This window comes from Rugamonas sp. DEMB1 (assembly GCF_029834475.1).
Lineage (GTDB): Bacteria > Pseudomonadota > Gammaproteobacteria > Burkholderiales > Burkholderiaceae_D > Rugamonas > Rugamonas rubra.
In genome coordinates this window covers 360,820-382,913 of record NZ_CP122407.1, presented here as the reverse complement: position 1 = coordinate 382,913, position 22,094 = coordinate 360,820, and the positions used below count along the sequence as shown (strand labels likewise).

General features: G+C 69.4%; 22 protein-coding genes and 1 pseudogene. 11 read left to right on the top strand and 12 right to left on the bottom strand.

The window, feature by feature from the left end; all coding sequences use genetic code 11:
• Positions 1–6 precede the first annotated feature (6 nt).
• From QC826_RS01745 to QC826_RS01735, 3 genes are read right to left on the bottom strand one after another with little or no spacing between them, the layout of a single operon-like run.
• Positions 7–2,601, bottom strand: a complete 2,595-nt coding sequence (locus QC826_RS01745; RefSeq protein WP_279764138.1) for an EAL domain-containing protein — start codon at positions 2,599–2,601, stop codon at positions 7–9.
• Positions 2,598–4,634: an ATP-binding protein gene (locus QC826_RS01740; protein ID WP_279764137.1), complete on the bottom strand. Its 2,037-nt coding sequence runs from the start codon at positions 4,632–4,634 to the stop codon at positions 2,598–2,600. The genes QC826_RS01745 and QC826_RS01740 overlap by 4 nt, the downstream gene beginning before the upstream one ends.
• Positions 4,631–5,263 carry a YfiR family protein gene (locus QC826_RS01735; RefSeq protein ID WP_279764136.1) on the bottom strand — a complete coding sequence of 211 codons (633 nt, stop codon included), beginning with the start codon at positions 5,261–5,263 and terminating at the stop codon, positions 4,631–4,633. Before QC826_RS01735 ends, QC826_RS01740 begins: the two co-directional genes overlap by 4 nt.
• 296 nt (positions 5,264–5,559) lie before the next feature.
• On the opposite strand from QC826_RS01735, the gene QC826_RS01730 reads away from it, so the two are divergent.
• The 5 genes from QC826_RS01730 to QC826_RS01710 all read left to right on the top strand — a co-directional run bounded on the left by QC826_RS01730 (position 5,560) and on the right by QC826_RS01710 (position 9,120).
• Positions 5,560–6,042 carry a CinA family protein gene (locus QC826_RS01730; RefSeq protein WP_279764135.1) on the top strand — a complete coding sequence of 161 codons (483 nt, stop codon included), beginning with the start codon at positions 5,560–5,562 and terminating at the stop codon, positions 6,040–6,042.
• A 163-nt stretch (positions 6,043–6,205) separates the two neighbouring features.
• On the top strand, positions 6,206–6,934 hold the full coding sequence (locus QC826_RS01725; protein ID WP_099418885.1) for a hypothetical protein: 729 nt from the start codon (positions 6,206–6,208) through the stop codon (positions 6,932–6,934).
• Between the two features lie 3 nt (positions 6,935–6,937).
• On the top strand, positions 6,938–7,507 hold the full coding sequence (locus QC826_RS01720; RefSeq protein ID WP_279764134.1) for a hypothetical protein: 570 nt from the start codon (positions 6,938–6,940) through the stop codon (positions 7,505–7,507).
• A 174-nt stretch (positions 7,508–7,681) separates the two neighbouring features.
• On the top strand, positions 7,682–7,999 hold the full coding sequence (locus tag QC826_RS01715; RefSeq protein ID WP_279764133.1) for an ArsR/SmtB family transcription factor: 318 nt from the start codon (positions 7,682–7,684) through the stop codon (positions 7,997–7,999).
• Positions 7,996–9,120, top strand: coding sequence for a cation diffusion facilitator family transporter (locus tag QC826_RS01710; RefSeq protein ID WP_279764132.1), 1,125 nt, complete (start codon positions 7,996–7,998; stop codon positions 9,118–9,120). The genes QC826_RS01715 and QC826_RS01710 overlap by 4 nt, the downstream gene beginning before the upstream one ends.
• A gap of 8 nt (positions 9,121–9,128) precedes the next feature.
• Here the strand turns inward: QC826_RS01710 and cysK are convergent, their stop codons facing one another.
• Positions 9,129–10,061, bottom strand: coding sequence for a cysteine synthase A (cysK, locus tag QC826_RS01705; RefSeq protein ID WP_279764131.1), 933 nt, complete (start codon positions 10,059–10,061; stop codon positions 9,129–9,131).
• 109 nt (positions 10,062–10,170) lie between these two features.
• On the bottom strand, positions 10,171–10,842 hold the full coding sequence (locus QC826_RS01700; protein WP_409567749.1) for an FKBP-type peptidyl-prolyl cis-trans isomerase: 672 nt from the start codon (positions 10,840–10,842) through the stop codon (positions 10,171–10,173).
• A gap of 88 nt (positions 10,843–10,930) precedes the next feature.
• Here QC826_RS01700 and thpR point away from each other — a divergent pair, with 88 nt between their 5' ends.
• Positions 10,931–11,446: an RNA 2',3'-cyclic phosphodiesterase gene (thpR, locus tag QC826_RS01695; RefSeq protein ID WP_279764130.1), complete on the top strand. Its 516-nt coding sequence runs from the start codon at positions 10,931–10,933 to the stop codon at positions 11,444–11,446.
• 4 nt (positions 11,447–11,450) lie between these two features.
• Here thpR and tcdA read toward each other — a convergent pair whose 3' ends face one another.
• Entirely contained in the window at positions 11,451–12,320 is an 870-nt protein-coding gene (gene tcdA, locus QC826_RS01690) for a tRNA cyclic N6-threonylcarbamoyladenosine(37) synthase TcdA (RefSeq protein WP_279764129.1), read from the bottom strand.
• A gap of 132 nt (positions 12,321–12,452) precedes the next feature.
• Between tcdA and pdxH the strand changes: the two genes are divergently transcribed.
• Positions 12,453–13,631: a pyridoxamine 5'-phosphate oxidase gene (pdxH, locus tag QC826_RS01685; protein WP_279764128.1), complete on the top strand. Its 1,179-nt coding sequence runs from the start codon at positions 12,453–12,455 to the stop codon at positions 13,629–13,631.
• A gap of 65 nt (positions 13,632–13,696) precedes the next feature.
• Positions 13,697–14,945 (top strand): annotated as a pseudogene (locus QC826_RS01680) (class I SAM-dependent methyltransferase).
• Here the strand turns inward: QC826_RS01680 and msrA are convergent.
• A complete protein-coding gene (gene msrA, locus QC826_RS01675) occupies positions 14,923–15,489 on the bottom strand; it encodes a peptide-methionine (S)-S-oxide reductase MsrA (protein WP_093382058.1) in 567 nt (188 codons plus the stop codon). The pseudogene QC826_RS01680 and the gene msrA overlap by 23 nt on opposite strands.
• 285 nt (positions 15,490–15,774) lie before the next feature.
• Here msrA and QC826_RS01670 point away from each other — a divergent pair, with 285 nt between their 5' ends.
• Complete coding sequence (locus tag QC826_RS01670) at positions 15,775–16,134, top strand: hypothetical protein (protein ID WP_279764127.1); 360 nt, start codon at positions 15,775–15,777, stop codon at positions 16,132–16,134.
• A gap of 115 nt (positions 16,135–16,249) precedes the next feature.
• Here QC826_RS01670 and QC826_RS01665 read toward each other — a convergent pair whose 3' ends face one another.
• A complete protein-coding gene (locus QC826_RS01665) occupies positions 16,250–17,125 on the bottom strand; it encodes an alpha/beta fold hydrolase (protein ID WP_279764126.1) in 876 nt (291 codons plus the stop codon).
• 207 nt (positions 17,126–17,332) lie between these two features.
• Between QC826_RS01665 and QC826_RS01660 the strand changes: the two genes are divergently transcribed.
• Together QC826_RS01660 and QC826_RS01655 are read left to right on the top strand one after the other, a co-directional pair.
• Positions 17,333–17,836 carry a flavin reductase family protein gene (locus QC826_RS01660; RefSeq protein ID WP_093382053.1) on the top strand — a complete coding sequence of 168 codons (504 nt, stop codon included), beginning with the start codon at positions 17,333–17,335 and terminating at the stop codon, positions 17,834–17,836.
• 144 nt (positions 17,837–17,980) lie between these two features.
• Positions 17,981–19,165, top strand: coding sequence for an acyl-CoA dehydrogenase (locus QC826_RS01655; RefSeq protein WP_279764125.1), 1,185 nt, complete (start codon positions 17,981–17,983; stop codon positions 19,163–19,165).
• 78 nt (positions 19,166–19,243) lie between these two features.
• Here QC826_RS01655 and QC826_RS01650 read toward each other — a convergent pair whose 3' ends face one another.
• The 4 genes from QC826_RS01650 to QC826_RS01635 form a co-directional block, all read right to left on the bottom strand.
• A complete protein-coding gene (locus QC826_RS01650) occupies positions 19,244–19,483 on the bottom strand; it encodes a type II toxin-antitoxin system MqsA family antitoxin (RefSeq protein ID WP_279764124.1) in 240 nt (79 codons plus the stop codon).
• A gap of 1 nt (position 19,484) precedes the next feature.
• Positions 19,485–19,781: a type II toxin-antitoxin system MqsR family toxin gene (locus tag QC826_RS01645; RefSeq protein ID WP_279764123.1), complete on the bottom strand. Its 297-nt coding sequence runs from the start codon at positions 19,779–19,781 to the stop codon at positions 19,485–19,487.
• Positions 19,782–19,916: 135 nt separating this feature from the next.
• Positions 19,917–20,597, bottom strand: coding sequence for an OmpW/AlkL family protein (locus QC826_RS01640; RefSeq protein ID WP_279764122.1), 681 nt, complete (start codon positions 20,595–20,597; stop codon positions 19,917–19,919).
• A gap of 65 nt (positions 20,598–20,662) precedes the next feature.
• Positions 20,663–22,039, bottom strand: coding sequence for an SGNH/GDSL hydrolase family protein (locus QC826_RS01635; protein ID WP_279764121.1), 1,377 nt, complete (start codon positions 22,037–22,039; stop codon positions 20,663–20,665).
• Positions 22,040–22,094: the final 55 nt, after the last annotated feature.

Genomic DNA, 22,094 nt, shown 5'->3' with positions numbered 1-22,094 from the left:
CCGCCGCTACAGCGCGGTGGCGTCCTCGCCCGGCTGGCCGACGCGGCGGCCGCTGCCGTGCATCAGCCAGTAGTGGTGGAAGGCCAGGCGGATGTTGTCGCGCAGCTGGGTGTCGTCCCAGGGCTTGGTGTAGAAGCGGTAGATGGCGCCGCGGTTGATCGAGTCGAGCACCGCCTCGAGCCCGGTGTAGCCGGACAGGATGATGCGGATGGTGTCCGGGTACATCTCCTTGACCTTGCTGAGGAACTCGGTGCCGCTCATGATCGGCATGCGCTGGTCGCAGACGATCACCTGCACCGCGTGCAGCGCCAGCAGCTGGAAGCCCTCGGCCGGCGTGGCCGCCGTCAGGATCTGGTAGCCGTCGCGGCGGAACAGGCGGTGCAGCGCGGCCAGCACGTTGATGTCGTCGTCGACGATGAGCAGGGTCTGCGCCGGCTGGGCCGGCGCGTCCGGCCCGGCCGGCAGGCACTTGCCGGCCTCGACCAGCTGGCCCATCTCGCCGGCCGGCAGCGGCCGGCTGAAGTAGTAGCCCTGGATCTCGTCGCAGCGGTTGCGCCGCAGGTACTCGAGCTGCGGCCGGGTCTCCACCCCCTCGGCGATGACGCGCAGCTTGAGGCTGTGCGCCATGCTGATGATGGCCAGCGCGATGGCGGCGTCGTTCGGGTTGGTGGTGATGTCGCGCACGAAGGCGATGTCGATCTTCAGCTTGTCGATCGGGAAGCGCTGCAGGTAGGCCAGGCTGGAGTAGCCGGTGCCGAAGTCGTCGATCGCCACCTTGATGCCGAGCGCCTTCAGGTTGCCCAGCACGACGATGGTGCGCTCGGCGTTCGACATCAGCGCCGTCTCGGTCAGCTCGAGCTCGAGCAGCTCGGCCGGCACCTTGTGCTTGTCGAGCGCCTCGCGCACCTCGCGTTCCAGGTCGCCCTCGACGAACTGGCGGCTCGAGACGTTGACGGCGACGTGCACCGGCCCCACCGGCGAGCGGGCCCAGGCGGCGATCTGGCGGCAGGCGGTGTCGATGATCCAGGCGCCGACCCGCACGATCAGGCCGGTGTCCTCCAGCACCGGCACGAACTCGGCCGGGAAGACCATGCCGTAGCCGGGCCGCTGCCAGCGCAGCAGCGCCTCGGCGCCGCTGACGCGGCCGGTGAGCAGGTTGACCTTGGGCTGGTAGTACAGCAGCAGCTCGTCGTTGTCGAGGGCGCGGCGCAGCGCCATCTCCAGGTCGAGCCGGGCCAGCACCTGCACGTTCATGCCGGCGGTGAAGAAGCGGTAGCCGTCGCGGCCGGCCTGCTTGGCGCGCGCCATCGCCGTGTCGGCGTTGCGCACCAGCGTCTCCGGGTCGGTGGCGTCGTCCGGGTACATGGCGATGCCGATGCTGGCGGTCAGCGCGGCGGCGTGGCCGTGCAGGTCGAACGGCGCGCGCAGCGCCTCGCGCACCTCGTTGGCGACGTAGACGGCGTCCTGCTGGTCGCGCGTCATGGTCAGGATCAGGGCGAACTCGTCGCCGCCCAGCCGGCCCACCGTGTCGCGCAGGCGCACGCACTGCACCAGCCGGTTGCTGAACTGGCGCAGCAGCTCGTCGCCCTGGCCGGGGCCGAGCGAGTCGTTGATGTTCTTGAAGCGGTCCAGCGCGATGAACAGCACCACGATGCGCCAGCCCTTGTCCTGCGCCAGCTCGATCGCCTCGCTCAGGGTCTGGTAGAACAGCGAGCGGTTGGGCAGGCCGGTCAGGCTGTCGTAGCGCGCCATGTGGGCCAGCCGCTCGCGCGCCTGGCGCCGCTCGCTGATGTCGCGCGCCACGCCGAGCAGCACGGCCGCCGCGCCATCGCCCTGCTGCAGCTGCCAGTAGATCTCCACCGGCACCAGGGCCAGGTCCTGGCGGGTCAGCTCGATCTCGACCAGCTCGGGGGCGCGCGCCGGGCCGATGCAGGCGGCGTAGTCGGCCAGCCGGGCGGCCTGCTCGCGCAGCGCCTCGGCCGCGCCCAGGCCGAGGCGCTGCGGCGCCAGCGCCAGCAGCTCGGCGCGGCCGTAGCCGAGCATGCGGCAGGCGCCCTCGTTGGCGTCGAGCAGGGCCAGGCTGGCGGCGTCGAGCAGGAAGATGGCGTCGGCGGTGGCGTCGAGCGCGCTGCGGAAGCGCTGCAGCTCGGCGGTGCGCTGGCGCACCGTCTGCTCCAGGCGGCTGTTGTACTGCACCACCTCGCGGTGCAGCAGGCGCACCTCGAGCATGTTGCGGATGCGGGTGAGCACCTCGACCGGGTCGAAGGGCTTGCTGACGAAGTCGCGCGCGCCGGCCTCGAGCGCGGCCAGCTTCTGCTCCGGCTCGGCCGTCACCACCAGCACCGGCAGGTAGCCGTCGCTCTCGAGCGGCTTGAGCTGCTCCATCACGCCGAAGCCGCTCAGGCCGGGCATGTGCAGGTCGAGGATGATCAGGTCGTAGCGCCGCTCGGCGTGCCAGGGCGCCACCTGGCGCGGGTCGGTGGTGGCGCTGACGGCCGTGTAGCCGCTGCTGGCGAGCAGGTACTCGAGCAGCTCGACGTTGACCGGCTGGTCGTCGACGACGAGGATCCTGGCCTGCAGGATGTCGTGTTGGCTGATCATGGGCGGGCCTCCCGCGCGGCGCCGGCGCGGCCGGCCGCGGCGGCCAGCGCGCGGTCGACGGCGGCGCCGAACTCGTCGATGTTGATCGGCTTGGTCAGGTAGTCGGCGAAGCCCTGCGCCAGGCCGCGCTCGACGTCGCGCGGCATGGCGTTGGCGGTCAGCGCGATGACCGGGATGTGCGCCGTGCGCGGGTCGCCGCGCAGCACGCGCAGGGCGTCGGCGCCGCCGACGCAGGGCAGGTTCAGGTCCATCAGGATGACGTCGGGCAGGTGGGCGCGCGCCATCTCGATGCCCAGGTGGCCGTCGGGCGCGGCCAGCAGGCGCAGGCCGGGGCGGAAGCGGACGATCTCCTCGACCAGGCGCAGGTTGGCCGGGTTGTCCTCGACGTAGAGCAGGGTGGCGCCGCCGCCGCCGGCCGGCGCCGGCGCCGGCGCCGCCGCCGCCACCGCCGCCAGCGCCGGCGCGGCGACGGCGCGCAGCTCGATCCAGAACAGGCTGCCGACGCCGACGCTGCTCGACACGCCGATGGCGCCGCCCATCAGCTCGACCAGGCGCTTGGTCACCACCAGGCCGATGCCGCTGCCCTCCTCGCCGCCGCCCTCCTGGCCGAGGCGGTTGAAGGGCTGGAACAGGCGCTCGAGCTGATCGGCGGCCAGGCCGTGGCCGGTGTCCTGCACCGCCAGGCGCAGCCGGCCGTCCGGACGGGCGGCGACGTCGAGCACCACGGCGCCGCCGGCGCGGTTGTACTTGATGGCGTTCGACAGCAGGTTCAGCAGGATCTGCTTGAGGCGGGTGCGGTCGGCCTCGACGCTGCCCTCGACGCGCTCGGGGAACAGCAGGCGCACGCCGCGCGCGCCGGCCAGCGGCTCGGTCATGTCCCGGCACTCGTGCAGGATCTCGGCCAGCGCCACCGGCTCGAGCGACAGGGCGACGGCGCCCGACTCGATCTTGGCCAGGTCGAGCACCTCGTTGATCAGGGTCAGCAGGTGGCGCCCGGACTTGAGGATGTGGCCGGCGAACTCGCGCTTTTGCTCGGCCGTGGTGGGCAGCTTGTCGCTGCCGAGGATCTGGGCGAAGCCGAGGATGGCGTTGAGCGGGGTGCGCAGCTCGTGGCTCATCGACGACAGGAAGGCGGTCTTGGCCTGGTTGGCGCGGCTGGCCTCGGCCATCGCCAGGGCCAGCTCGCCGTTGGCGCGCTCGAGCTGGCCGGTGCGCTCGTGGACCCGCTGCTCCAGTTCCGCGTTCAGCCGCATCACCTCGTGCTGGGCGTCGGCGCGCTGGCCGGCCTCGCTGGCCAGCGCCCGGTTCGAGCCCTCCAGCGCGCCGGTGCGCGCCTCGATCTCGCCGAGCATGCGGTTGAACGAGTCGACCAGGCGGGCCACCTCGTCGTCGCTCAGGCGCGGCGCGCGGCGCGAGTAGTCGCCGGTGGCCACCACCTCGCCGGCGATGGCGGCGATGGCCAGGATCGGCTGGGTCACCAGGTGGTGCAGGCGGCGCATCGCCAGGTAGGCGATCAGCATGGCCAGCAGCATCGCGCCGAGGGCGATGGCCAGGTAGTCGGCGGCGCGGCCGAGCAGGCCGTCGTCGGCGCGCAGGTAGACGGTGCCGAGCGGCTCGCCGTTGTCGACGATGCGGCGCGACAGCGTCAGCGTGCCGCCGGCGAAGCTGGCGTCGTCGGCGGCGGCGCGGCGCGGGAAGGCGCCGGCCTGGCCGGGCGCGGTGTAGCTGGCGAACAGCGCGCCGGCGGCGGTGTAGATGGCGCCGGCCTGGATGCCCGGGCGCAGCCGCAGCAGCGCCAGGTTCTCGCCGGCCAGGCGGCGGTCGTCGAAGGCCAGCGCGGCGGCGCTGATGTGGCCGATCAGCTCGGCCTGGGTGCGCATGTCGCTGAGCAGGCCGCGCTGGTAGGCGCGCAGGTCGTAGGCGATGACGCAGCCGGTCGCCACCAACAGCGCCGCCAGGGTGGTCAGCAGCACCACCGCCAGCAGCTTCTGGCGCAGCAGGCGCGGCCGCCACCAGCGCGCCACCGCGCTCATGTCGCCCCCTGCACTTTGTAGGCGGCCGAGAGCATGCGCGCGCTGATCTTCAGGCGCGCGCCGGCGGCCGGGCGCAGCGCCACCTCGAAGCGCAGGCGGTCGTCGGCGGTGACGAAGTTGACCATGCTGCCCAGCGCGTGGGCCTCGGCGCTGTCGGAGACGGTCAGCATGGCCTGGTTCTGCGCCGCCGCCAGCAGCTCCTGCGTGGCGCCGCGCTCGAGCGCGCCGAGGAACAGGATGTGGGCCGGGCCGGGCGCCTCGCCGCGGCGCAGCCGGCGCACCAGCAGCGGGTGGCCGTTGGCGCTGCGCCCGGCGACGCTCTGCTCGAGCTGCTCGGCGAGCGCGTCGGCGCCGGCCACGGCGATCACCAGCGGGCTGTCGGCGCGGGCGAAGCTGCCCTCGGGCCACTCGACGAAGCCGGCGAACTTGTACAGGTAGGCGGCCTTGACCTGCAGCGCCAGGCTGGCCGGCGCCGGCGCCTGGGCGCGGGCCGGCGCCGGCCACCAGGCCAGCAGCAGAATCAGCAGACCCGGCAGGACAGGCAGAACCAGCAGCGCCAGCGGCCACGGCGCGGCGGCGCGGCGCGCGGCCTGCATCAGCACAACGGTCGACCTGTTCAACAGCGCCATAGCGGACGAGCCAGAAACCTGCGGTCTAGGGAGGGGCGCGCACGGCGACGCCGGGCGCGCGCTGGGTAGCTAACTGCAAGCGAGCCGGCGCGCGGCGGCGGCCGCGCGGCTGCTCAAACGAGTGTACGCATTTTCAAATCGCTTGGGGATATTTTTTCACAAGCTTGGCGCGGCGACAAGCGCGGCGCCCGCCACGGCGGCGCCGCGCTGGCCGCCGTGGCGGCGCCGTGCTACAGTGGACGGGCACGCCGGCCCGGCCCGGAACCCCGACCCCGTCCACGCGAAGGAGCCCACAAGTGAGCACAGACATACTCGAATTGGCCGCCCAGGTCGGCCGCGCCCTGCACGCCCGCGGCCTGCTGCTGGCCACGGCCGAATCGTGCACCGGCGGCGGCGTGGCCTGCGCCGTCACCGAGATCGCCGGCTCGACCGGCTGGTTCGAGTGCGGCTTCGTCACCTACTCGAACGCCTCGAAGACCGAGCTGCTCGACGTGCCGGCCGCGCTGATGGCCCAGCTGGGCAGCGTCAGCGAGGAGGTGGCGGCGGCCATGGCCACCGGCGCGCTGGCCTCGAGCAACGCCCACGTCGCCGTCTCGACCACCGGCATCGCCGGCCCGAGCGGCGCGGTGCCGGGCAAGCCGGTCGGCACCGTCTGCTTCGGCTGGGCCGACGCCGACAGCGTCCACACCGAGCGCCTGGTGTTCGCCGGCGACCGCGCGGCGGTGCGCGAGCAGACCGTGCGCCACGCCCTGCAGGGCCTGCTGCGCTTCATCGAATAGGCGGCGGCGCCGCCGCCGGGTTGCCTTCCGGTCACAAACCCATTACCCTGAGGGCCGTTGGCCATGCGGCCAAGCGCCCCCGCGCGCCCGGCCGCGCCGCGCCGGCCGCGGCCGGCACGCCGTCATTGAAGGTTTTGATTAGTTCGACTCAGGGAGCAATTCGATGCAAAACACGGTACATTTCATCCTCCAGGGCAAGGGCGGCATCGGCAAGACCCTGGTGTCGACCATCCTCGCGCAATGGCTCGCCGGCAAGGACGAGACGCCGTTGCGCTGCTACGACACCGACCAGGAGAACGCCACCTTCTCGCGCTACAAGGCGATGGGGGTCAAGCATGTGCCGGTGATGACCGACAGCCGCACCATCGACCCGAAGCGCTTCGACGCGCTGATGATCGACATCCTCGAGGAGGACGGCAACTGCGTCGTCGACAACGGCGCCAACACCTTCTCGCCGCTGATGGGCTACCTGATCGAGAACGACTGCTTCGCGCTGTTGCAGGAATCGGGCCGCAAGGTCTACATCCACACCATCGTCGGCGGCGGCGACACGCTGCACGACACGGCGATGGGCTTCGTCTCCACCGCCAAGGCCACCACGGTGCCGCTGGTGCTGTGGGAGAACGAGCACTTCGGCCTGCTGCAGTCGGCCGCCGGCAAGCAGTTCAACGAGTCGCAGACCTACGCCGACAACTCGGCGCGGGTGTGCGGCCGGGTGGTCCTGTCGGCGCGCAACAACGACACCTTCGGCGCCGACATCAAGAAGATGAACACGGCGCGCCTGACCTTCGACGAGGTGCGCGCCAGCGACAAGTTCAACGTGATGGAGAAGCAGCGCGTCAAGGTGGTGTTCCGCGACCTGTTCGAGCAGCTCGACAAGGTGCAGTGGTAAGCCATGGACCAGCTCAAGCTGCGCAGTCTGGTCTTTGAAAAAACCGGCGTGCGGATCGACGTCGACGATCCGATCTTCGCGCTGGTGGCCCTGAACGAGGCGGTGCTGGCCGAGGCGGTCGAGCGCCACATCGCCCTGCTCGACGCCGCCTCGCGCGAGCTGCTGGCGCAAAGCCGGACGGCGGCCGGGCTGGCGCCGGCCGCAGCGGGGGCGCCAGCGGCAACGGCGCCCGACCTTGCGGCGGCGGCAAGCGCCGCCGCCGCCGCCGTCCCGCCGCTCCTGCCGCGCCCGATCGCCACCCGCCCGGGCGCCTTCCAGCCCGGCGAACTGCGCCTGTTGGCGGCGGCGGCCGGCGTGGCCGTGCTCAGCGCCGTGCTGGCGCTGGCCGGCCAGGCGCTGCTGTTCAAGCCGGCGCCGACGCCGGCGCCGCCCGTCGCGGTGCCGGCCCGGGCGCCCGCCCTGACGGCCGAGCAAGCCGGCGCCCTGCGCGACGGCGAAAAGCTGGCCCGCGCCGTCGCCAGGCTCGATCCCAAAACACGCGCCCTGCTCCAGGCCGAGCTGCAAAAACCCTGAACTCCCCCGGCGCCGGCGTTCCCCACCCCGCACTACGCTACGCCACGGGGTCTGACCCCGCACGGGGTCAGACCCCTTCGCTTGCGGGGTAAGGCCGTCGCCCCGGGCCAAACCTTTTTCTTGCGGAAACCCGAAAACATGACTAACATATGAACACCTATTCATATGTTAACTATGACTTCCTATCCCGAATCCGACCCCGCCATCGCCCAACTGGCCGATCTGTTCCACCTGCTGGGCGACCCGACGCGGCTGCGCATCGTGCTGAGCTGCCTGCGCACGCCGATCGCCGTCAGCGACATCGCCGGCGGCCTGCAACTGAGCAGCTCGCTGGTCAGCCACCACCTGCGCCTGCTGCGCGCCGCCCGCATCGTCAAGTCCGAGCGCCACGGCAAGCAGGTCTTCTACAGCGCCGCCGATGCCCACATCAGCGGCGTCCTCAGCGACATGCTCGAGCATATCGCCGAACCCTCCAGCGGAAACGACGCATGAACAAGCAGCCACACGGGCCGGACCACGGCCACGACGACCACGGGCATGAGAGCGAGAACGCCCAACGGCAGGCCCACGGCCAGCCCGGACACGCCGACGAACACGCCCACCCGCACGGCCATGAACACGGCCACCAGCACGGCCAGCCGGCCGCCAAGGCTTGCGGACACGACCACGGCCACGCGCACGGCCACGGCCACCACCACCATGGCGACCCGAACAGCCACGGCCGCGCCTTCGCCATCGCCATCGTGCTCAACACGGTGTTCGTCGGCGTCGAGTTTACCTACGGCTTCATCGCCAACTCCACCGCGCTGATGGCCGACGCCGGCCACAACCTGTCCGACGTGCTGGGCCTGATGCTGGCCTGGGGCGCGGCCATCCTGGCCAAGCGCGCGCCGAACCGGCGCTATACCTACGGCCTGCGCGGCAGCTCGATGCTGGCGGCGCTGTTCAACGGCATGCTGCTGATGGCCGCCTGCGGCGCCATCGCCTGGGAGGCGGTGCAACAACTGCTGCATCCGAACCCGGTGGCCGGCCTGACGGTGTCGCTGGTGGCGGCGGTCGGCATCGCCATCAACGGCTTCTCGGCCTGGCTGTTCCTGGCCGGCAGCAAGGGCGACATCAACATCCGCGGCGCCTACCTGCACATGGCGGCCGACGCCGCCATCTCGCTCGGCGTGCTGGTGGCCGGCCTGGTGGTGATGGCGACCGGCTGGAGCTGGCTCGACCCGTTGGTCAGCATGGCCATCGTCGCGCTGATCGTCTGGGGCACCTGGTCGCTGCTGCGCGAGTCGCTGCGCATGGTGCTGGCGGCCGTGCCGGACAACGTCGACGCGCCCCGCGTCGAGCGGTTCCTGCGCGAACACGCCGGCGTGGCCGGCGTGCACGACCTGCACATCTGGGCGATGAGCACCACCGAGACGGCGCTGACGGCCCACCTGGTGATGCCCGACGGCCATCCCGGCGACGAGATCGTCGACCGCATCGGCCTGCGTTTGAAGGAGGAGTTCGCCATCCACCACAGCACCTTGCAGATCGAGCGCGGCACCACCAGCCACGCCTGCTGCCTGAGCGAGCCGCCGCCGGCCGCGCCGGCCGGCCACGGCCACGCCCACTAGGACGACGCTCAGTCGGCCAGGTTCAGGTACAGCGCGGTGCTCAGGTAGCGCTCGCCGAACGAGGGGATGATGGTGACGATGATCTTGCCCTCGTTCTCGGGCCGCCGCGCCACCTGCAGCGCGGCCCACAGCGCCGCGCCCGACGAAATGCCCACCAGCAGCCCCTCCTGCCGCGCCGCCAGGCGCGCCGTGGCGAAGGCGTCGTCGTTGCTGACGGCGATGATCTCGTTGTAGACCCGGGTGTTGAGCACGGCCGGCACGAAGCCGGCGCCGATGCCTTGGATCTGGTGCGGCCCCTTGGTCCCCTTCGACAACATCGGCGAGCCCTCCGGCTCCACCGCCACCACCTGCAGCGCCGGCTGGTAGGCGCGCAGCACCTCGCCCACGCCGGTGATGGTGCCGCCGGTGCCGACGCCGGCCACCAGGATGTCGACACGGCCGTCGGTGTCGCGCCAGATCTCCTCGGCGGTGGTGCGGCGGTGCACCTCCGGGTTGGCCGGGTTGTTGAACTGTTGCAGCATCAGATAGCGCGGGTCGGACTCGGCCAGCTCCTCGGCCTGGCGGATCGCCCCCAGCATGCCCTCGGCGCCCGGCGTCAGCACCAGTTCGGCGCCGTAGGCGCGCAGCAGCATGCGCCGTTCGCGGCTCATGGTGTCGGGCATCACCAGGGTGCAGCGGTAGCCGCGCGCGGCGCACACCATGGCCACGGCGATGCCGGTGTTGCCGCTGGTCGGCTCGAGGATGATGGTGTCGGGACGGATCTGGCCGGCCGCCTCGGCCGCCTCGATCATGGCCAGGCCGATGCGGTCCTTGACGCTGTGCGCCGGATTGCAGTATTCGAGCTTGGCGAGGATTTGCGCCGGGCTGCCGGCGGCGAGCCGGTTGATGCGCACCAGGGGCGTGTTGCCGATCAGTGCGGTGACGTCGTTGGCGATGTTCATGGTTGTACTCCGCGCGGGAAAGTCGATGGAAGGCTTGCACAGCCAGTCTACCGCGTTTTTCCCTCCCCGCGCAGGGGGCCGCCGCCGGCGTGGCGGCGGCGTGACGGGCTTACTTGACGTCGAGCAATTCCACGTCGAAGATCAGCGCCGAGTTCGGCGGAATCGCGCCGCCGGGCGCGCCGCGCGAGCCGTAGGCCAGCTCGCCGGGGATGATCAGGGTGCGCTTGCCGCCCACCTTCATGCCGGCCACGCCCTGGTCCCAACCCTTGATGACCTTGCCGCCGCCGAGCGGGAAGACGAAGGGCTCGCGGCCCGGGTCGCGCGAGGAGTCGAACTTATTGCCGTGCCAATTCTTGCCCATGGGACGGTACAACCAGCCGGTGTAGTGCACCACCACGTTGCTGCCGGTCAGCGCCTCCTTGCCGCCGCCGACCTTGAGGTCGGTGATGATCAGGCGGTCGGCCTCGGGGCCGGGCGCGGCCGAGCCGGCCAGCGCGGGCGCGGCGGCGGGCGCCGCCTCGGCGGACGCCGCCGGGGCGGCGGCCGCGGCCGACGCGGCCGGCGCGGCTTCAACCACCTTGGCAGGCTTGGCCGGCTTGGCGGCCTTGGCCGGCTGGGCCGCCTTGGCCGGCTGGGCCGCCTTGGCCGGCTGGGCCGCCTTGGCCGGCTGGGCCGCCTTGGCGGGCGGCGCGGACGGGTCGGTCTGGTCGGCCGGGGCGGCCTGGACGGCGTTGGCGGCCAGCGCCAGCAACGCGGCGCATAAAACGGAGCAAGGCTTCATAATGTATTCTTTCGACGAGTTGTAGACTATCTCCGTCCGCCCGTGGCGGACAAAGCGCGGCCCAATCATAGCAAAAGCCCGATACGAAATGAGCCAGACCGACGCCGCCCAGCGGCTTTTTTTCGCCCTCCTGCCCGACGCCGCCACGCGCGCCGCGCTGGCGCGGCTGCAGCCGCTGGCGCCCGGCCGCGCCGTGCCGGTGGAAAACCTGCACCTGACGCTGGCCTTCCTCGGCCGCCAGCCGGGCGCCGCCGTGGCGCCGCTGGAACAGATCCTGGCGCGGCTGACGCTGGCGCCGTTGGCCTTGCGCATCGATAATCTGGGCTATTTCACCGGTCCGCGCATCGCCTGGGCCGGCATGACGCGGCCGCCGGCCGCGCTGCTCGACCTGCAGGCGCGGCTGACGGCGGCGCTGCAACAGGCCGGCTTCGCGCCGGACAGCCACGGCGGCTTCCGCCCCCATGTGACCTTGGCGCGCCAGGCGGCGGCGCCGACGGCGGACGCGGCCTTCGCGCCGCTCGACTGGCGGGTCGGCCGCATCGCACTGCTGGCCTCGGGCGCCGCCGACGGCCTGTACCGCACGCTGGCCGAACGCGCCCTCTGACGCCTCAGCCCTGTTCGGCCCCGGCCACGGCCGGCGCCCCGGCCGGCCGCGGCGCCACCTCGGCGGCCAGCTTGCGCAGCAAATGCCCGGCCGCCACCATGCCGAAGGTGGCGGTGACCACCATCGCCGAGCCGAAGCCGGCGCAATTGAGGCCGGTCACGCCGGTGCTGGCGGCGCCGGCGGCCTCGCCGTCGCCCGCCGCGTCGACGCTGCACACCTCGGCGCTCTCCGGCATCACCAGGCGCTCCATCGAGAACACCGCGTCGACGTTGAACTTGTTCTTCAGCCCGCGCGGGAAGCCGTACTGGGTGCGCATCAGCTTGCGCACCTTCTTCAGCATCGGCTCCTGCTCGGTGCGCGACAGGTCGCGCACCTCGATCTGGGTCGGGTCGGTCTGGCCGCCGGCGCTGCCGATCATGATCAGGGGAATCGACTTGGCGCGGCAATAGGCCAGCAGCGCCGTCTTCGCCTTGACCGAGTCGATCGCGTCGACCACGTAGTCGTAGCCCTGGCCGCCGATCATCTGGTCGAGGTTGTCGGGTTCGACGAAGTCCTCGATCTGGCGCACCCGGCAGGCCGGATTGATCTGCGCGACGCGCTCGGCCAGCGCGGCCACCTTGGCCTGGCCGATGGTGCCGCTCAGGGCCTGGATCTGGCGGTTGATGTTCGACTCGGCCACGTTGTCCAGGTCGATCAGCGTCAGCCGGCCGATGGCGCTGCGCGCCAGCGCCTCGACCACCCAGGAGCCGACCCCGCCGACCCCGACCACGCAGACGTGGGCGCCGCGGAAGCGCGCCAGCGCGGCGGCGCCGTACAGCCGGCCGATGCCGCCGAAGCGGCGTTCGAAGTCGATATCGTCGGCATTGTCTGGCATATTCTTGATGTCCGTTATTTTCATTCCGCCATTTTAACGGACGCGGCGGGGAGATTATTCTACAATGGTTTTTTTGCCGGTTCCGCCGGCCACGGCAGCCCGTCCGCGCCACCCACTTTGTCGAGAACCCCCATGAGCGAATCCCTGATTGACACCGCGCCCGGCTTTGACCAGCCCATCGCCGTCCTCAAACACTGCCACGACCGCATCCGCAAGCAGTTGCTGACCCTGAACAACCTGCTCGGCCACCTGCCCGTGCACGGCTCGGACGCGGCGGCGCAGAAGGCCGCCCAGGCGGTGTTGAAGTATTTCAACCACGCCGCCCACCTGCACCACGCCGACGAGGAGCAGAACCTGATGCCGATGCTGCAGGCCACCGCGCGCGACGCCGACGCCGACCTGCTGGAGGCGCTGGTGCCGGAGATCCTGGCCGACCACGTCCGCATGGACGCCGAATGGGCCGTGCTGCAGGCCCAGCTCAACGACGTCGCCAACGGCATGGAGGGCCGCCTCGAGGCGGCCGACGTGCAACGCTTCGTCGCCGCCTACGAGGGCCACATGGCCAAGGAGGAAGGCAATCTGGCGACTATGGCCAAGCGCATCTTCAGCGCCGAGCAGATGGCCGAGCTGGGCAAGGCGATGCAGGCGCGCCGCGGCCTGGCGCCGGCCAGCGGCGAGGCGCTGGCCAACCTGCGGCTCGACTACAGCCAGGCCACGCTGATGGAGAGCGACGTGCTGGCCGACCCGATCGCCCAGTTCGCCAAGTGGTTCGACGAGGCCATCAAGGCCCAGGTCAACGAGCCCAACGCGATGAGCGTGGCCACCGTCGGCGCCGACGGCAAGCCGAGCTCGCGCATCCTGCTGATCAAGCAATACGACCACCGCGGCTTCACCTGGTACACCAACTACGACAGCCACAAGGGCCACCAACTGGGCGACAACCCGCACGCCGCTCTGCTATTCTTTTGGAGCGAGGTGGAACGCCAGGTGCGCATCGAGGGCCGCGTCGTCAAGACCTCCGACGAGGAAAACGACAAGTACTTCTACAGCCGCCCGGTGCAAAGCCAGCTCGGCGCGATCGCCTCGCACCAGAGCGAGCCGGTCGCCAGCCGCGCCCAGATGGAGGCCAACTTCGACGCCGTCAGCGCCGCCAGCGGCCCGCAGCCGGTCAGGCCGGCGCACTGGGGCGGCTACCGCCTGCTGCCCGAGCGCATCGAGTTCTGGCAGGGCCGCCGCTCGCGCTTCCACGACCGCATCGTCTATGTGCGGCAGGAGGACGGCAGTTGGGTGATCGAACGCCTGCAACCGTAACACCGGGCGGCCGGTCGCATTGATCCACCGGCGGCGCCGCGCGCGCCGCCATGCGGGAGGCCGGCATGTTTCTACAGAACCGACTGAGTAGCTGGATCGCCGGCGTGCGCCGGCAAATCGCGCTGCCGCTGCGCATCGAACTGTGGAACGGCCAGCAGATCGACTTTTCCACCGAGGCGCCGCGCGTCACCATCCGCCTGCCGCGCGCCTCGGCGGCGCGCTACCTGCTCACGCCCTCGCTGGCCAAGCTGGGCGGTGCCTACGTCGAGGGCGACATCGAGGTGCACGGCCGCGCCCACGACATGATCGCCATCGTCAACGCGCTGGCCCGCGCCAGCCTGAAGGCAGAGGGCCGCGTCACCCGCGTGGTGCGCGGCTTCGGCCACAGCCGGACGCGCGACGCCGAGGCGGTCCGCTACCACTACGACGTCTCCAACGAGTTCTACCAACAATTCCTCGACCCAGCGATGGTCTACTCCTGCGCCTATTTCGAGACCGGCGCCGAGGTAACTGGCCGCCGCCCAGACCAAGAAGATCGACCACATCCTGCGCAAGGTCGAGCTGCGCCCCGGCCAGCGCCTGCTCGACATCGGCTGCGGCTGGGGCGCGCTGCTGCTGCGCGCCGCCGAGCAGTACGGCGCGCGCGGCGTCGGCGTCACACTGTCGCAGAACCAGTACCAGCTGGCGCGCCAGCGGGTGCGCCAGGCCGGCCTGGAACACTTGGTCGAGATCCGCCTGCAGGACTACCGCGACGTGCGCGGCGAGTTCGACCGCATCACCAGCGTCGGCATGTTCGAGCACGTCGGCCTGCGCCAGCTGCCCGCCTACTTCGCCGCCATCGGCAAGCTGCTGGCGGCGGACGGCCTGGCGCTCAACCACGGCATCACCTCGACCGATCCGGACAACGGCGCGACGCCCTACGGCGGCGGCGAGTTCATCGAGAAGTACGTGTTTCCGCGCGGCGAGCTGGCGCACCTCGGCCAGGTACTCAAGGCGATGCAGCAGGGCGAACTGGAGGTCTACGACGTGGAGAACCTGCGGCGCCACTACGCCCGCACCTGCGCCATCTGGACCGACAACTTCGAGGCCAACGCCGAGCGCGCGCGCGCCTTGGCCGGCGACAAGCGCTTCCGCATCTGGCACGTCTACCTGGCCGGCTGCAGCTACGCCTTCAAGCACGACCTGATCAGCCTGTACCAGGTGGTGTGCGGCAAGGCCGGGCGCGATCCGGCCGCCCTGCCCTGGTCGCGCCACTACATGTATCCGGCGGCACCGGCCGAGGCGGCGGCGCTCAGCGCGCCGCGTCCGGCTTGAGGCGGTGGGCGAAGACCTTGCGCAGCTTGACCACCTTGGGCGCGACGACGAAGGCGCAATAGCCCTGCAGCGGATGCTGGCGGAAATAGTCCTGGTGGTAGTCCTCGGCGCGGTAGTAGGTCTGCGCCGGCGACAACTCGGTGACGATGGGGGCGTCCCAGACGTTGGCCATCTCGGCGATCACCTGGCGCGCGGTGGCCTCCTGCTCGGGCGACTGGTGGTAGATCACCGAGCGGTACTGGGTGCCGACGTCGTTGCCCTGGCGGTTCAGCGTGGTCGGGTCGTGCAGGGTGAAGAAGATCTCCAGCAGGTCGCGGTAACTGATGACGGCCGGGTCGAAGCTCAGCTTGACCACCTCGGCGTGGCCGGTGGCGCCGGCGCACACCGCTTCGTAGGTCGGGTCCGGCTGCTGGCCGCCGGTGTAGCCGGACTCGACCCGCACGACGCCGTCGACCTCGAGATAGACCGCTTCCAGACACCAGAAGCAGCCGCCGCCCAGCACGGCCGTTTCTAACGCCGAACCCGGCGCGGAATTGCTAGTCATAACTCCCCCTGCGTAAACGATTGCCAATGAATGCACTGTAACGCAAACCGGCAGCGCGCGCACCAGCATTCGACGGCACCGCGGCACCCTCGCGGTAGCGGCCTTGTTTGCAAATTTGCTTCATTTCCTTAGCCTTCCATAACAATTTTACAAATTCAATGAGGCGACTCTCATTCGCAATGAGATAAGCATGAAGACGAACTAAACCATTAATCCTTATCAAACAAAAATTCTTGAGCTTGTCGTAAGTTTCAGCTATTTACACAAATGACGGGAGATTGAAAAATGGAAGAAGAATTGGAGTTTGGCGGAGGAAATGGGGAAATCCGAAAGAAAAACATAAAAATATATTACATATTATTCCTTTTCTTGCTCGTTCCCTCAGCAGCATACCCAAATGAAAAGTTACCAAGAGACATAAGAGTATTTATTTCAAACTCTTTTACGTGCGAGCACTTTGCCGGTGAATTTGGGACAGAACTACCAAAAGAGCAAAAGGAGCAAGTAAGGAGGGATATTGATAAATATTGCGGAGGAGCAAAAAGACAATTTGGAATTCTAAAAGAAAAATACAAGAACAACCCGACACTGCTTAAAAGGATAAAGAATAGTTACAATGACACGGTCGACAGCTACACAAAATAGCCCTCGTGGTGCCGGTCTTTTGGCATCGCGCTGTTTCCAGTTAATTTGATTTGGCAAGGCTCCTCGCCGCAGCACGTTCAGTGCGCGGCACCACCTGCGCCGGGGGACGGCGGCCTCAGCGGCCGGCGGCGACGGCGCGGATGGCGGCCAGCACCGCCTCCGGCCGCTCGAGCGGAATGTCCGGGCCGCTGTCGACCCACTGCAGCTGGGCGCCCGGATACAAGCGGACGATGTCCTTGCGCTTGGCGTTGGCGTCGTCGGCGTAGGCCGAGCGCTCGCCCAGCGGACGGGCGGCGCTGAGCACCATCACCCGCACGCCGGCCGGCGCAGGCAGCGCCAACACCTGCCCGCCGGTGGCCGTGGCGGCCTTGAACTCGCTCATTTCGATGGACGAGCTGAGCAGCTTGAAGCTGGTGCGCACCAAGGTCGGCCACTGCTCATAGGCGCCGGCGCCGAGGTATTGCTGCGGATGGGTGGAGTCGACCAGCACCAGCGCCTTAACCTCGTCCGGATGGCGGCGCGCGTACAACTGCATGTACAGGCCGCCCACCGAATGGCCGACCAGTATGTAGGGCGGGTTCAGCCCCTTGCTGCGCAGCAGCGCGCGCAGCTCCTCGACGATGTGCTCGCCGTCGCGCGCGCTGGCCACTTGCGCGCTCTTGCCGTAGCCGGGGCGGTTGTAGGCGAAGGCGCTACGCTCCTGGCTGACGGCGCGGAACACCTTCTCCCACTGGCCCAGCTTGGCCGCCAGGCCGTTCTCGAACACCACCGGCACGCTGCCGTCGCGGCGCACCAGCTCGTATTCGACCTGGCGCGGCTCGGCCAGGCCGGCCACCAGCTCGACCAGCGGCGCCGCCGCGACGTTGCCGGCGACGCCGGCCAGCGCCAGCGCCAGCAGCAGCGCCGCAGGCCGCCGCCCGGCGGACGCGGCGGGCACAGCGGACACGGCGGGCACGGCCGGCGCGGCGGGCAAGGAATATTGTCGCTCCATTCGGGAGTCCTCCATTGATCATTGCGCGGCGCCGGGGACAGCACCGGACGCCACTGTAACGCAAAGCCGGGCCGACCGCATCAGCGGGCCGCCGCGCCGACCGCCGGCCCGACCGCCGAAGCTGTTGCCGGGCCGGCCGCCGGGCCGGCCGGTTTTTAGCGACGGCCGCCGATCTTTGGCATAATGGCAAAAAGACTCAGGCAGATCATGAACACACGCTCCCCCCGCGCGCCGGCGCCCGCTTTCGATACCGGCCATTTTCGCCAGGCCCTGGCGCAATTTGCCACCGGCGTGACCGTCATCACCACCCGCCTGGCCGACGGCAGCTTTCGCGGCCTGACGGCCAGCTCCTTCAACTCCGTCTCGCTGACGCCGCCGCTGGTGTTGTGGAGCCTGGGCGGCAGCGCCAACAGCCTGCCCATCTTCAGCGGCAACTCGCACTACGTCATCAACGTGCTGGCGGCCGACCAGGCCCATCTGGCCAAGCTGTTCTCCACCCGCAGCGAAGACCCGTTCGGCGCCGTCGAATACGAGCTCTCGCGCACCGGCCAGCCCATCCTCAAGGGCGCCACCGCGTGGTTCGAATGCCACAACCGCAGCCGCTACCCGGAGGGCGACCACGTCATCTTCGTCGGCGAGGTCGAGCATTGCGAAATCACCCCGGCGCAGCCGCTGATCTTCCACGGCGGCCAGTTCCGCGACCTGGCCTAGCCCGAACCAGCGCTGTCATTTTGCCATCGCCGCCGCCGCGACGGCGGGAAAACGGAAATTGGTGTCGCCATTAGAAAAGCCGGGCGGGTGGCGAGGTCTTAGAATAATGGCACCAGCCACTATAACCAGAGACTAGGAAACACCATGAGCCAAGCCCGCGCCCAATTCCACTGGGATGACCCCCTCCTGCTGGACCAGCAGCTGACCGACGAAGAACGCATGGTGCGCGACGCCGCCGCCGCGTATTGCCAGGACAAGCTGGCGCCGCGCATCCTCGAGGCCTTCCGCCACGAAAAAATGGACACCAGCATCTTCCGCGAGATGGGCGAACTGGGCCTGCTCGGCCCGACCATCCCGGAACAGTACGGCGGCCCCGGCCTGAACTACGTCGCCTACGGCCTGATCGCGCGCGAGGTCGAACGCATCGACTCGGGCTACCGCTCGATGATGAGCGTGCAGTCCTCGCTGGTGATGGTGCCGATCTACGAGTTCGGCACCGAGGAGCAAAAGCAAAAATACCTGCCAAAACTGGCCAGCGGCGAATGGATCGGCTGCTTCGGCCTGACCGAGCCGAACCACGGCTCCGACCCCGGCTCGATGATCACCCGCGCCAAGAAGGTGCCGGGCGGCTACTCGCTGAGCGGTGCCAAGATGTGGATCACCAACTCGCCGGTGGCCGACGTGTTCGTCGTCTGGGCCAAGGACGACGAGGGCGCCATCCGCGGCTTCGTGCTGGAGAAGGGCATGGCCGGCCTGTCGGCGCCGGCGATCCACGGCAAGTTCGGCCTGCGCGCCTCGGTCACCGGCGAGATCGTCATGGACAACGTCTTCTGCCCGGAGGAGAACGCCTTCCCCGACGTGCGCGGCCTGAAGGGTCCGTTCACCTGCCTGAACTCGGCGCGCTACGGCATCGCCTGGGGCGCGCTGGGCGCGGCCGAGGCCTGCTGGCACATCGCCCGCCAGTACACCATGGACCGCCTGCAGTTCGGCCGTCCGCTGGCGGCCAACCAGCTGGTGCAGAAGAAGCTGGCCGACATGCAGACCGAGATCACGCTGGGCCTGCAGGGCTGCCTGCAGCTGGGCCGCATGAAGGACGCCGGCACGGCGGCGGTGGAGATCACCTCGATGATGAAGCGCAACTCCTGCGGCAAGTCGCTGGACATCGCCCGCGTCGCCCGCGACATGCTCGGCGGCAACGGCATCTCCGACGAGTTCGGCGTGATCCGCCACATGGTCAACCTCGAGGTGGTCAACACCTACGAGGGCACGCACGACATCCACGCGCTGATCCTGGGCCGCGCCCAGACCGGCATCCAGGCCTTCCAATAGGCCCAAGGGGCGCGCGCCGTTCGGCCCGCGCCCTGCCCGGCAGCGCTCTCACGCCGCCCCCTGACCTGACTCAAGCGCTCAGGGCGGCGTTCCAACAATATGATCCGCTTCGCGATTCGCCGCCTCGACCTGTCGATGGAAGGCCAGCATCGCCGCGCTGACACGCGACGACTCTTTCGCGTCGAGCACGCTTTCGCCGCAAGCGGGACAGTAATCGCCGCAGACGGCGGCAATCATCGTGCTTGCGCCTTTGTAGGCATGGGGCAGATCGCGGCAGTCCCGCACCAGCTCGGCCGCTGCGCAAACAGGACATTTCATGTCACAGCTCCTTGAACGAGACGATCAACACGCCGTCAACGACAGTGAGTTTTAGATAGACCTTGCCGACCGGGGTGCTTGGACGGTACACGTCTTGCCAGATGTGGTGGTCGGCACGCGAGGTCATGCTTTTGTAGAAGTCGCGCCTAGTCAGCGCCTTAACAATAGCGACCATCCCCGCGAAGTCGATACCCAATGCCGCAGCGCCCGTCAACGCGGAAAAGGTCGACGCCACCCGGCCCTCGTCAATGAGGGCCTTCACCTTTGGCAAGCTGTAATGGGGCGAGATCTTCTCCATCGGGATATTAGGCCTGCAAGTCCGACTTGGCAACTTGATCAATTCGATTCCGAACGCATGGGGAAAATCGACAAGACGTAAAAAACCCGCCACGGCAGCGCTGCCATGGCGGGTTTTTTTACCTTCGGGGCCGGCCTAGAACTTGTAGCCGACGCTCACGCTCAGGGCCACCGGGTCGAGCTTGACGTCCTGCGTCTGGCCGGTCGAGAAGTGCACCTTGGTCTTCAGGTAGGTCTTGATGACGGTGGCGTCGGCGAACCAGCGCTCGTTGATCTTGACCGTGCCGCCGAGCTGGAAGCTGGCGGCGAACTTGTTGTCGAGCTTGAAGGTGGTGCCCGGGCCGCCGGTGTTGAGCAGCGCCGTCAGCTGCGACGAGCCGGTCTCCTTCTGGAAATAGGCGTAGGTGATGCCGACGCCGACGTAGGGACGCACGCGCGCATCCGCCGCCAGGAAGCGGTATTGCAGCAGCGCCGTCGGCGGCAGCGCCTCCGAACTGCCGACCTTGCCGGTGCCCTTGATGGCGCCGTCGCCGATCAGGTCGTGCTTGTAGGGCAGGCCCAGGTCGAGCTCGGCCGAAACGTGGTCGGTGAGCATGTAGGCGAAGGCCAGGCGCGGCTTGGTGTCCGAGTTGACGTCGGCCTTGGTGTGCGGCAGCGCCGGCGCCGACACGTCGCCGCTGTCGACCTTGGGCGTGATCTTGTTGATGCCGAGGGTGGCCAGCCAACTGCCGGCGCTCTGCGCCGAGGCGCTCGAGGCGGCGGCCAGCGCGGCGGCCAGCGCCAACACTTTGAGCGCGCGGGGGATTGCTTGATTCATCTTGTCTCCTGATTTTTAATCCGGGGCGCCGTCGCCGGCGCCCGCTGTGTGGGTGCGGCGGCGGCTTACAGCCAGCCCTTGACGACCATCTTCTCGGCCACGTAGCGCGCCAGCAGCAGATAGTTGAACGGCGTCGGGTGGACGTCGTCGGCGAAGGCGTAGTGGCTGACGTCGCCGGCGACCAGGTTGCCGCCGTTGCAGCCCAGCGAGCTGACCAGCGGGTTCTTGGCCGGGTTCAGGTCGCAGGCCATGTCCACGACGTTTTTCAGGCCGTAGGGTTCCGGGTTGACGGCCTGGTCGTGGCTGACGGCGTAGACGTCGACCAGCAGCACCTTGGCCTCGCCGGCCAGGCCGCTGGCCAGTTCGCCGTTGATGGCGTTGACCATGGCGACGATCAGTTGCTGGGTGGCGGTCGACTTGGCCCGGCCGGCCGGCGAGGTGGCCACGTCGGGCACGTTGTTGACGACCACGTAGTTGGCGCCCTTGGCCAGCAGCTGGTTCTTCACCAGCGCGACCAGCTCCCTGCCGGTGGCGGCCATCGGCGCCACCAGCTCGGGACCGTGCAGCGCGGCGTAGTCGGTGCCGGCCTTGACGCCGGCGGCTTCGCCGGCGGCCTTGGCCTTGAGCACCATCGGACCGTAGACGGCCTGCGTGCCCACGGCCGCGTTGCCCGGCTGGCCGGCGGCGGCGGTGACGGCGGCGCCGACCACGCTGTCGTCGGTGTGGCCGGCGCGGGCCGACTCGGCGGCCATGGCCACGCCGATCGCCTGCATGGCGGCAGGAACGTTGCTGGCGCCGGCGGCCAGTTGCGGCACCAGGCTGGCGGCGAAGGCGGCCGCGCCGGCGTCGGTGCCGGCCTTGGCGGCGGCGGCCTGCAGGCCGCTCAGCAGGCCCAGCACGTCGTTGCCGCCGATCATGACGAAGACCATCTCGTCGCCCTTGAACTTGCCGCCGACGGCGGCCAGGTGGTTTTGGATCTGCACCGTCACCGGCACGGTCAGCGCGCCCAGCGCGCTGCCGGTGGCCTTGTTGCCGCCGCCGACGGGGTTGCTGACACGGGCACCGCCCTGGGCGTAGCCGTAGCAGCCGGCGTGGTTGAGCACCGGCACGGCGAAGCCCTTGCTGGCGTCGCCGTCCAGGCCGGTCTGGGCCGGGCAAGGCGCGCCCAGGCCCAACTGGGCGGCCATCAGCTCGGTCCAGTTCTTGCCGGTCAACGCGGGGTTGCTGGCGCTGTTGTCGCCGTTGATGTTGAACTTGCCGCCGCCCAGCTTTTGCACGGTGCCGACGGCGTAGCTGCCGACGTCGGACAGGCTGTCGCCGAACGAGATCTGGCTGGCGTATTTGATTTTTTGGGTGTTGCCGCCGGGGCTGGCACCATTGCCGCCGCAGCCGGCCAAGACGGCCAGAGCGAGCGCCGCGAGGGCGATTTTGGTATGACGCATGCTGTCTCCTGAGGATATTTTTATGATATTTACGAACGCATGTGCTATTCGCAAT

Bases quoted from the DNA above. Each gene is read 5' to 3' on its own strand.
- QC826_RS01745 (WP_279764138.1), bottom strand. From the start codon at position 2,601: ATGATCAGCCAACACGACATCCTGCAGGCCAGGATCCTCGTCGTCGAC.
- QC826_RS01740 (WP_279764137.1), bottom strand. From the start codon at position 4,634: ATGAGCGCGGTGGCGCGCTGGTGGCGGCCGCGCCTGCTGCGCCAGAAG.
- QC826_RS01735 (WP_279764136.1), bottom strand. From the start codon at position 5,263: ATGGCGCTGTTGAACAGGTCGACCGTTGTGCTGATGCAGGCCGCGCGC.
- QC826_RS01725 (WP_099418885.1), top strand. From the start codon at position 6,206: ATGCAAAACACGGTACATTTCATCCTCCAGGGCAAGGGCGGCATCGGC.
- QC826_RS01720 (WP_279764134.1), top strand. From the start codon at position 6,938: ATGGACCAGCTCAAGCTGCGCAGTCTGGTCTTTGAAAAAACCGGCGTG.
- QC826_RS01715 (WP_279764133.1), top strand. From the start codon at position 7,682: ATGACTTCCTATCCCGAATCCGACCCCGCCATCGCCCAACTGGCCGAT.
- QC826_RS01710 (WP_279764132.1), top strand. From the start codon at position 7,996: ATGAACAAGCAGCCACACGGGCCGGACCACGGCCACGACGACCACGGG.
- cysK (WP_279764131.1), bottom strand. From the start codon at position 10,061: ATGAACATCGCCAACGACGTCACCGCACTGATCGGCAACACGCCCCTG.
- QC826_RS01700 (WP_409567749.1), bottom strand. From the start codon at position 10,842: ATGAAGCCTTGCTCCGTTTTATGCGCCGCGTTGCTGGCGCTGGCCGCC.
- thpR (WP_279764130.1), top strand. From the start codon at position 10,931: ATGAGCCAGACCGACGCCGCCCAGCGGCTTTTTTTCGCCCTCCTGCCC.
- tcdA (WP_279764129.1), bottom strand. From the start codon at position 12,320: ATGCCAGACAATGCCGACGATATCGACTTCGAACGCCGCTTCGGCGGC.
- pdxH (WP_279764128.1), top strand. From the start codon at position 12,453: ATGAGCGAATCCCTGATTGACACCGCGCCCGGCTTTGACCAGCCCATC.
- msrA (WP_093382058.1), bottom strand. From the start codon at position 15,489: ATGACTAGCAATTCCGCGCCGGGTTCGGCGTTAGAAACGGCCGTGCTG.
- QC826_RS01670 (WP_279764127.1), top strand. From the start codon at position 15,775: ATGGAAGAAGAATTGGAGTTTGGCGGAGGAAATGGGGAAATCCGAAAG.
- QC826_RS01665 (WP_279764126.1), bottom strand. From the start codon at position 17,125: ATGGAGCGACAATATTCCTTGCCCGCCGCGCCGGCCGTGCCCGCCGTG.
- QC826_RS01660 (WP_093382053.1), top strand. From the start codon at position 17,333: ATGAACACACGCTCCCCCCGCGCGCCGGCGCCCGCTTTCGATACCGGC.
- QC826_RS01655 (WP_279764125.1), top strand. From the start codon at position 17,981: ATGAGCCAAGCCCGCGCCCAATTCCACTGGGATGACCCCCTCCTGCTG.
- QC826_RS01650 (WP_279764124.1), bottom strand. From the start codon at position 19,483: ATGAAATGTCCTGTTTGCGCAGCGGCCGAGCTGGTGCGGGACTGCCGC.
- QC826_RS01645 (WP_279764123.1), bottom strand. From the start codon at position 19,781: ATGGAGAAGATCTCGCCCCATTACAGCTTGCCAAAGGTGAAGGCCCTC.
- QC826_RS01640 (WP_279764122.1), bottom strand. From the start codon at position 20,597: ATGAATCAAGCAATCCCCCGCGCGCTCAAAGTGTTGGCGCTGGCCGCC.
- QC826_RS01635 (WP_279764121.1), bottom strand. From the start codon at position 22,039: ATGCGTCATACCAAAATCGCCCTCGCGGCGCTCGCTCTGGCCGTCTTG.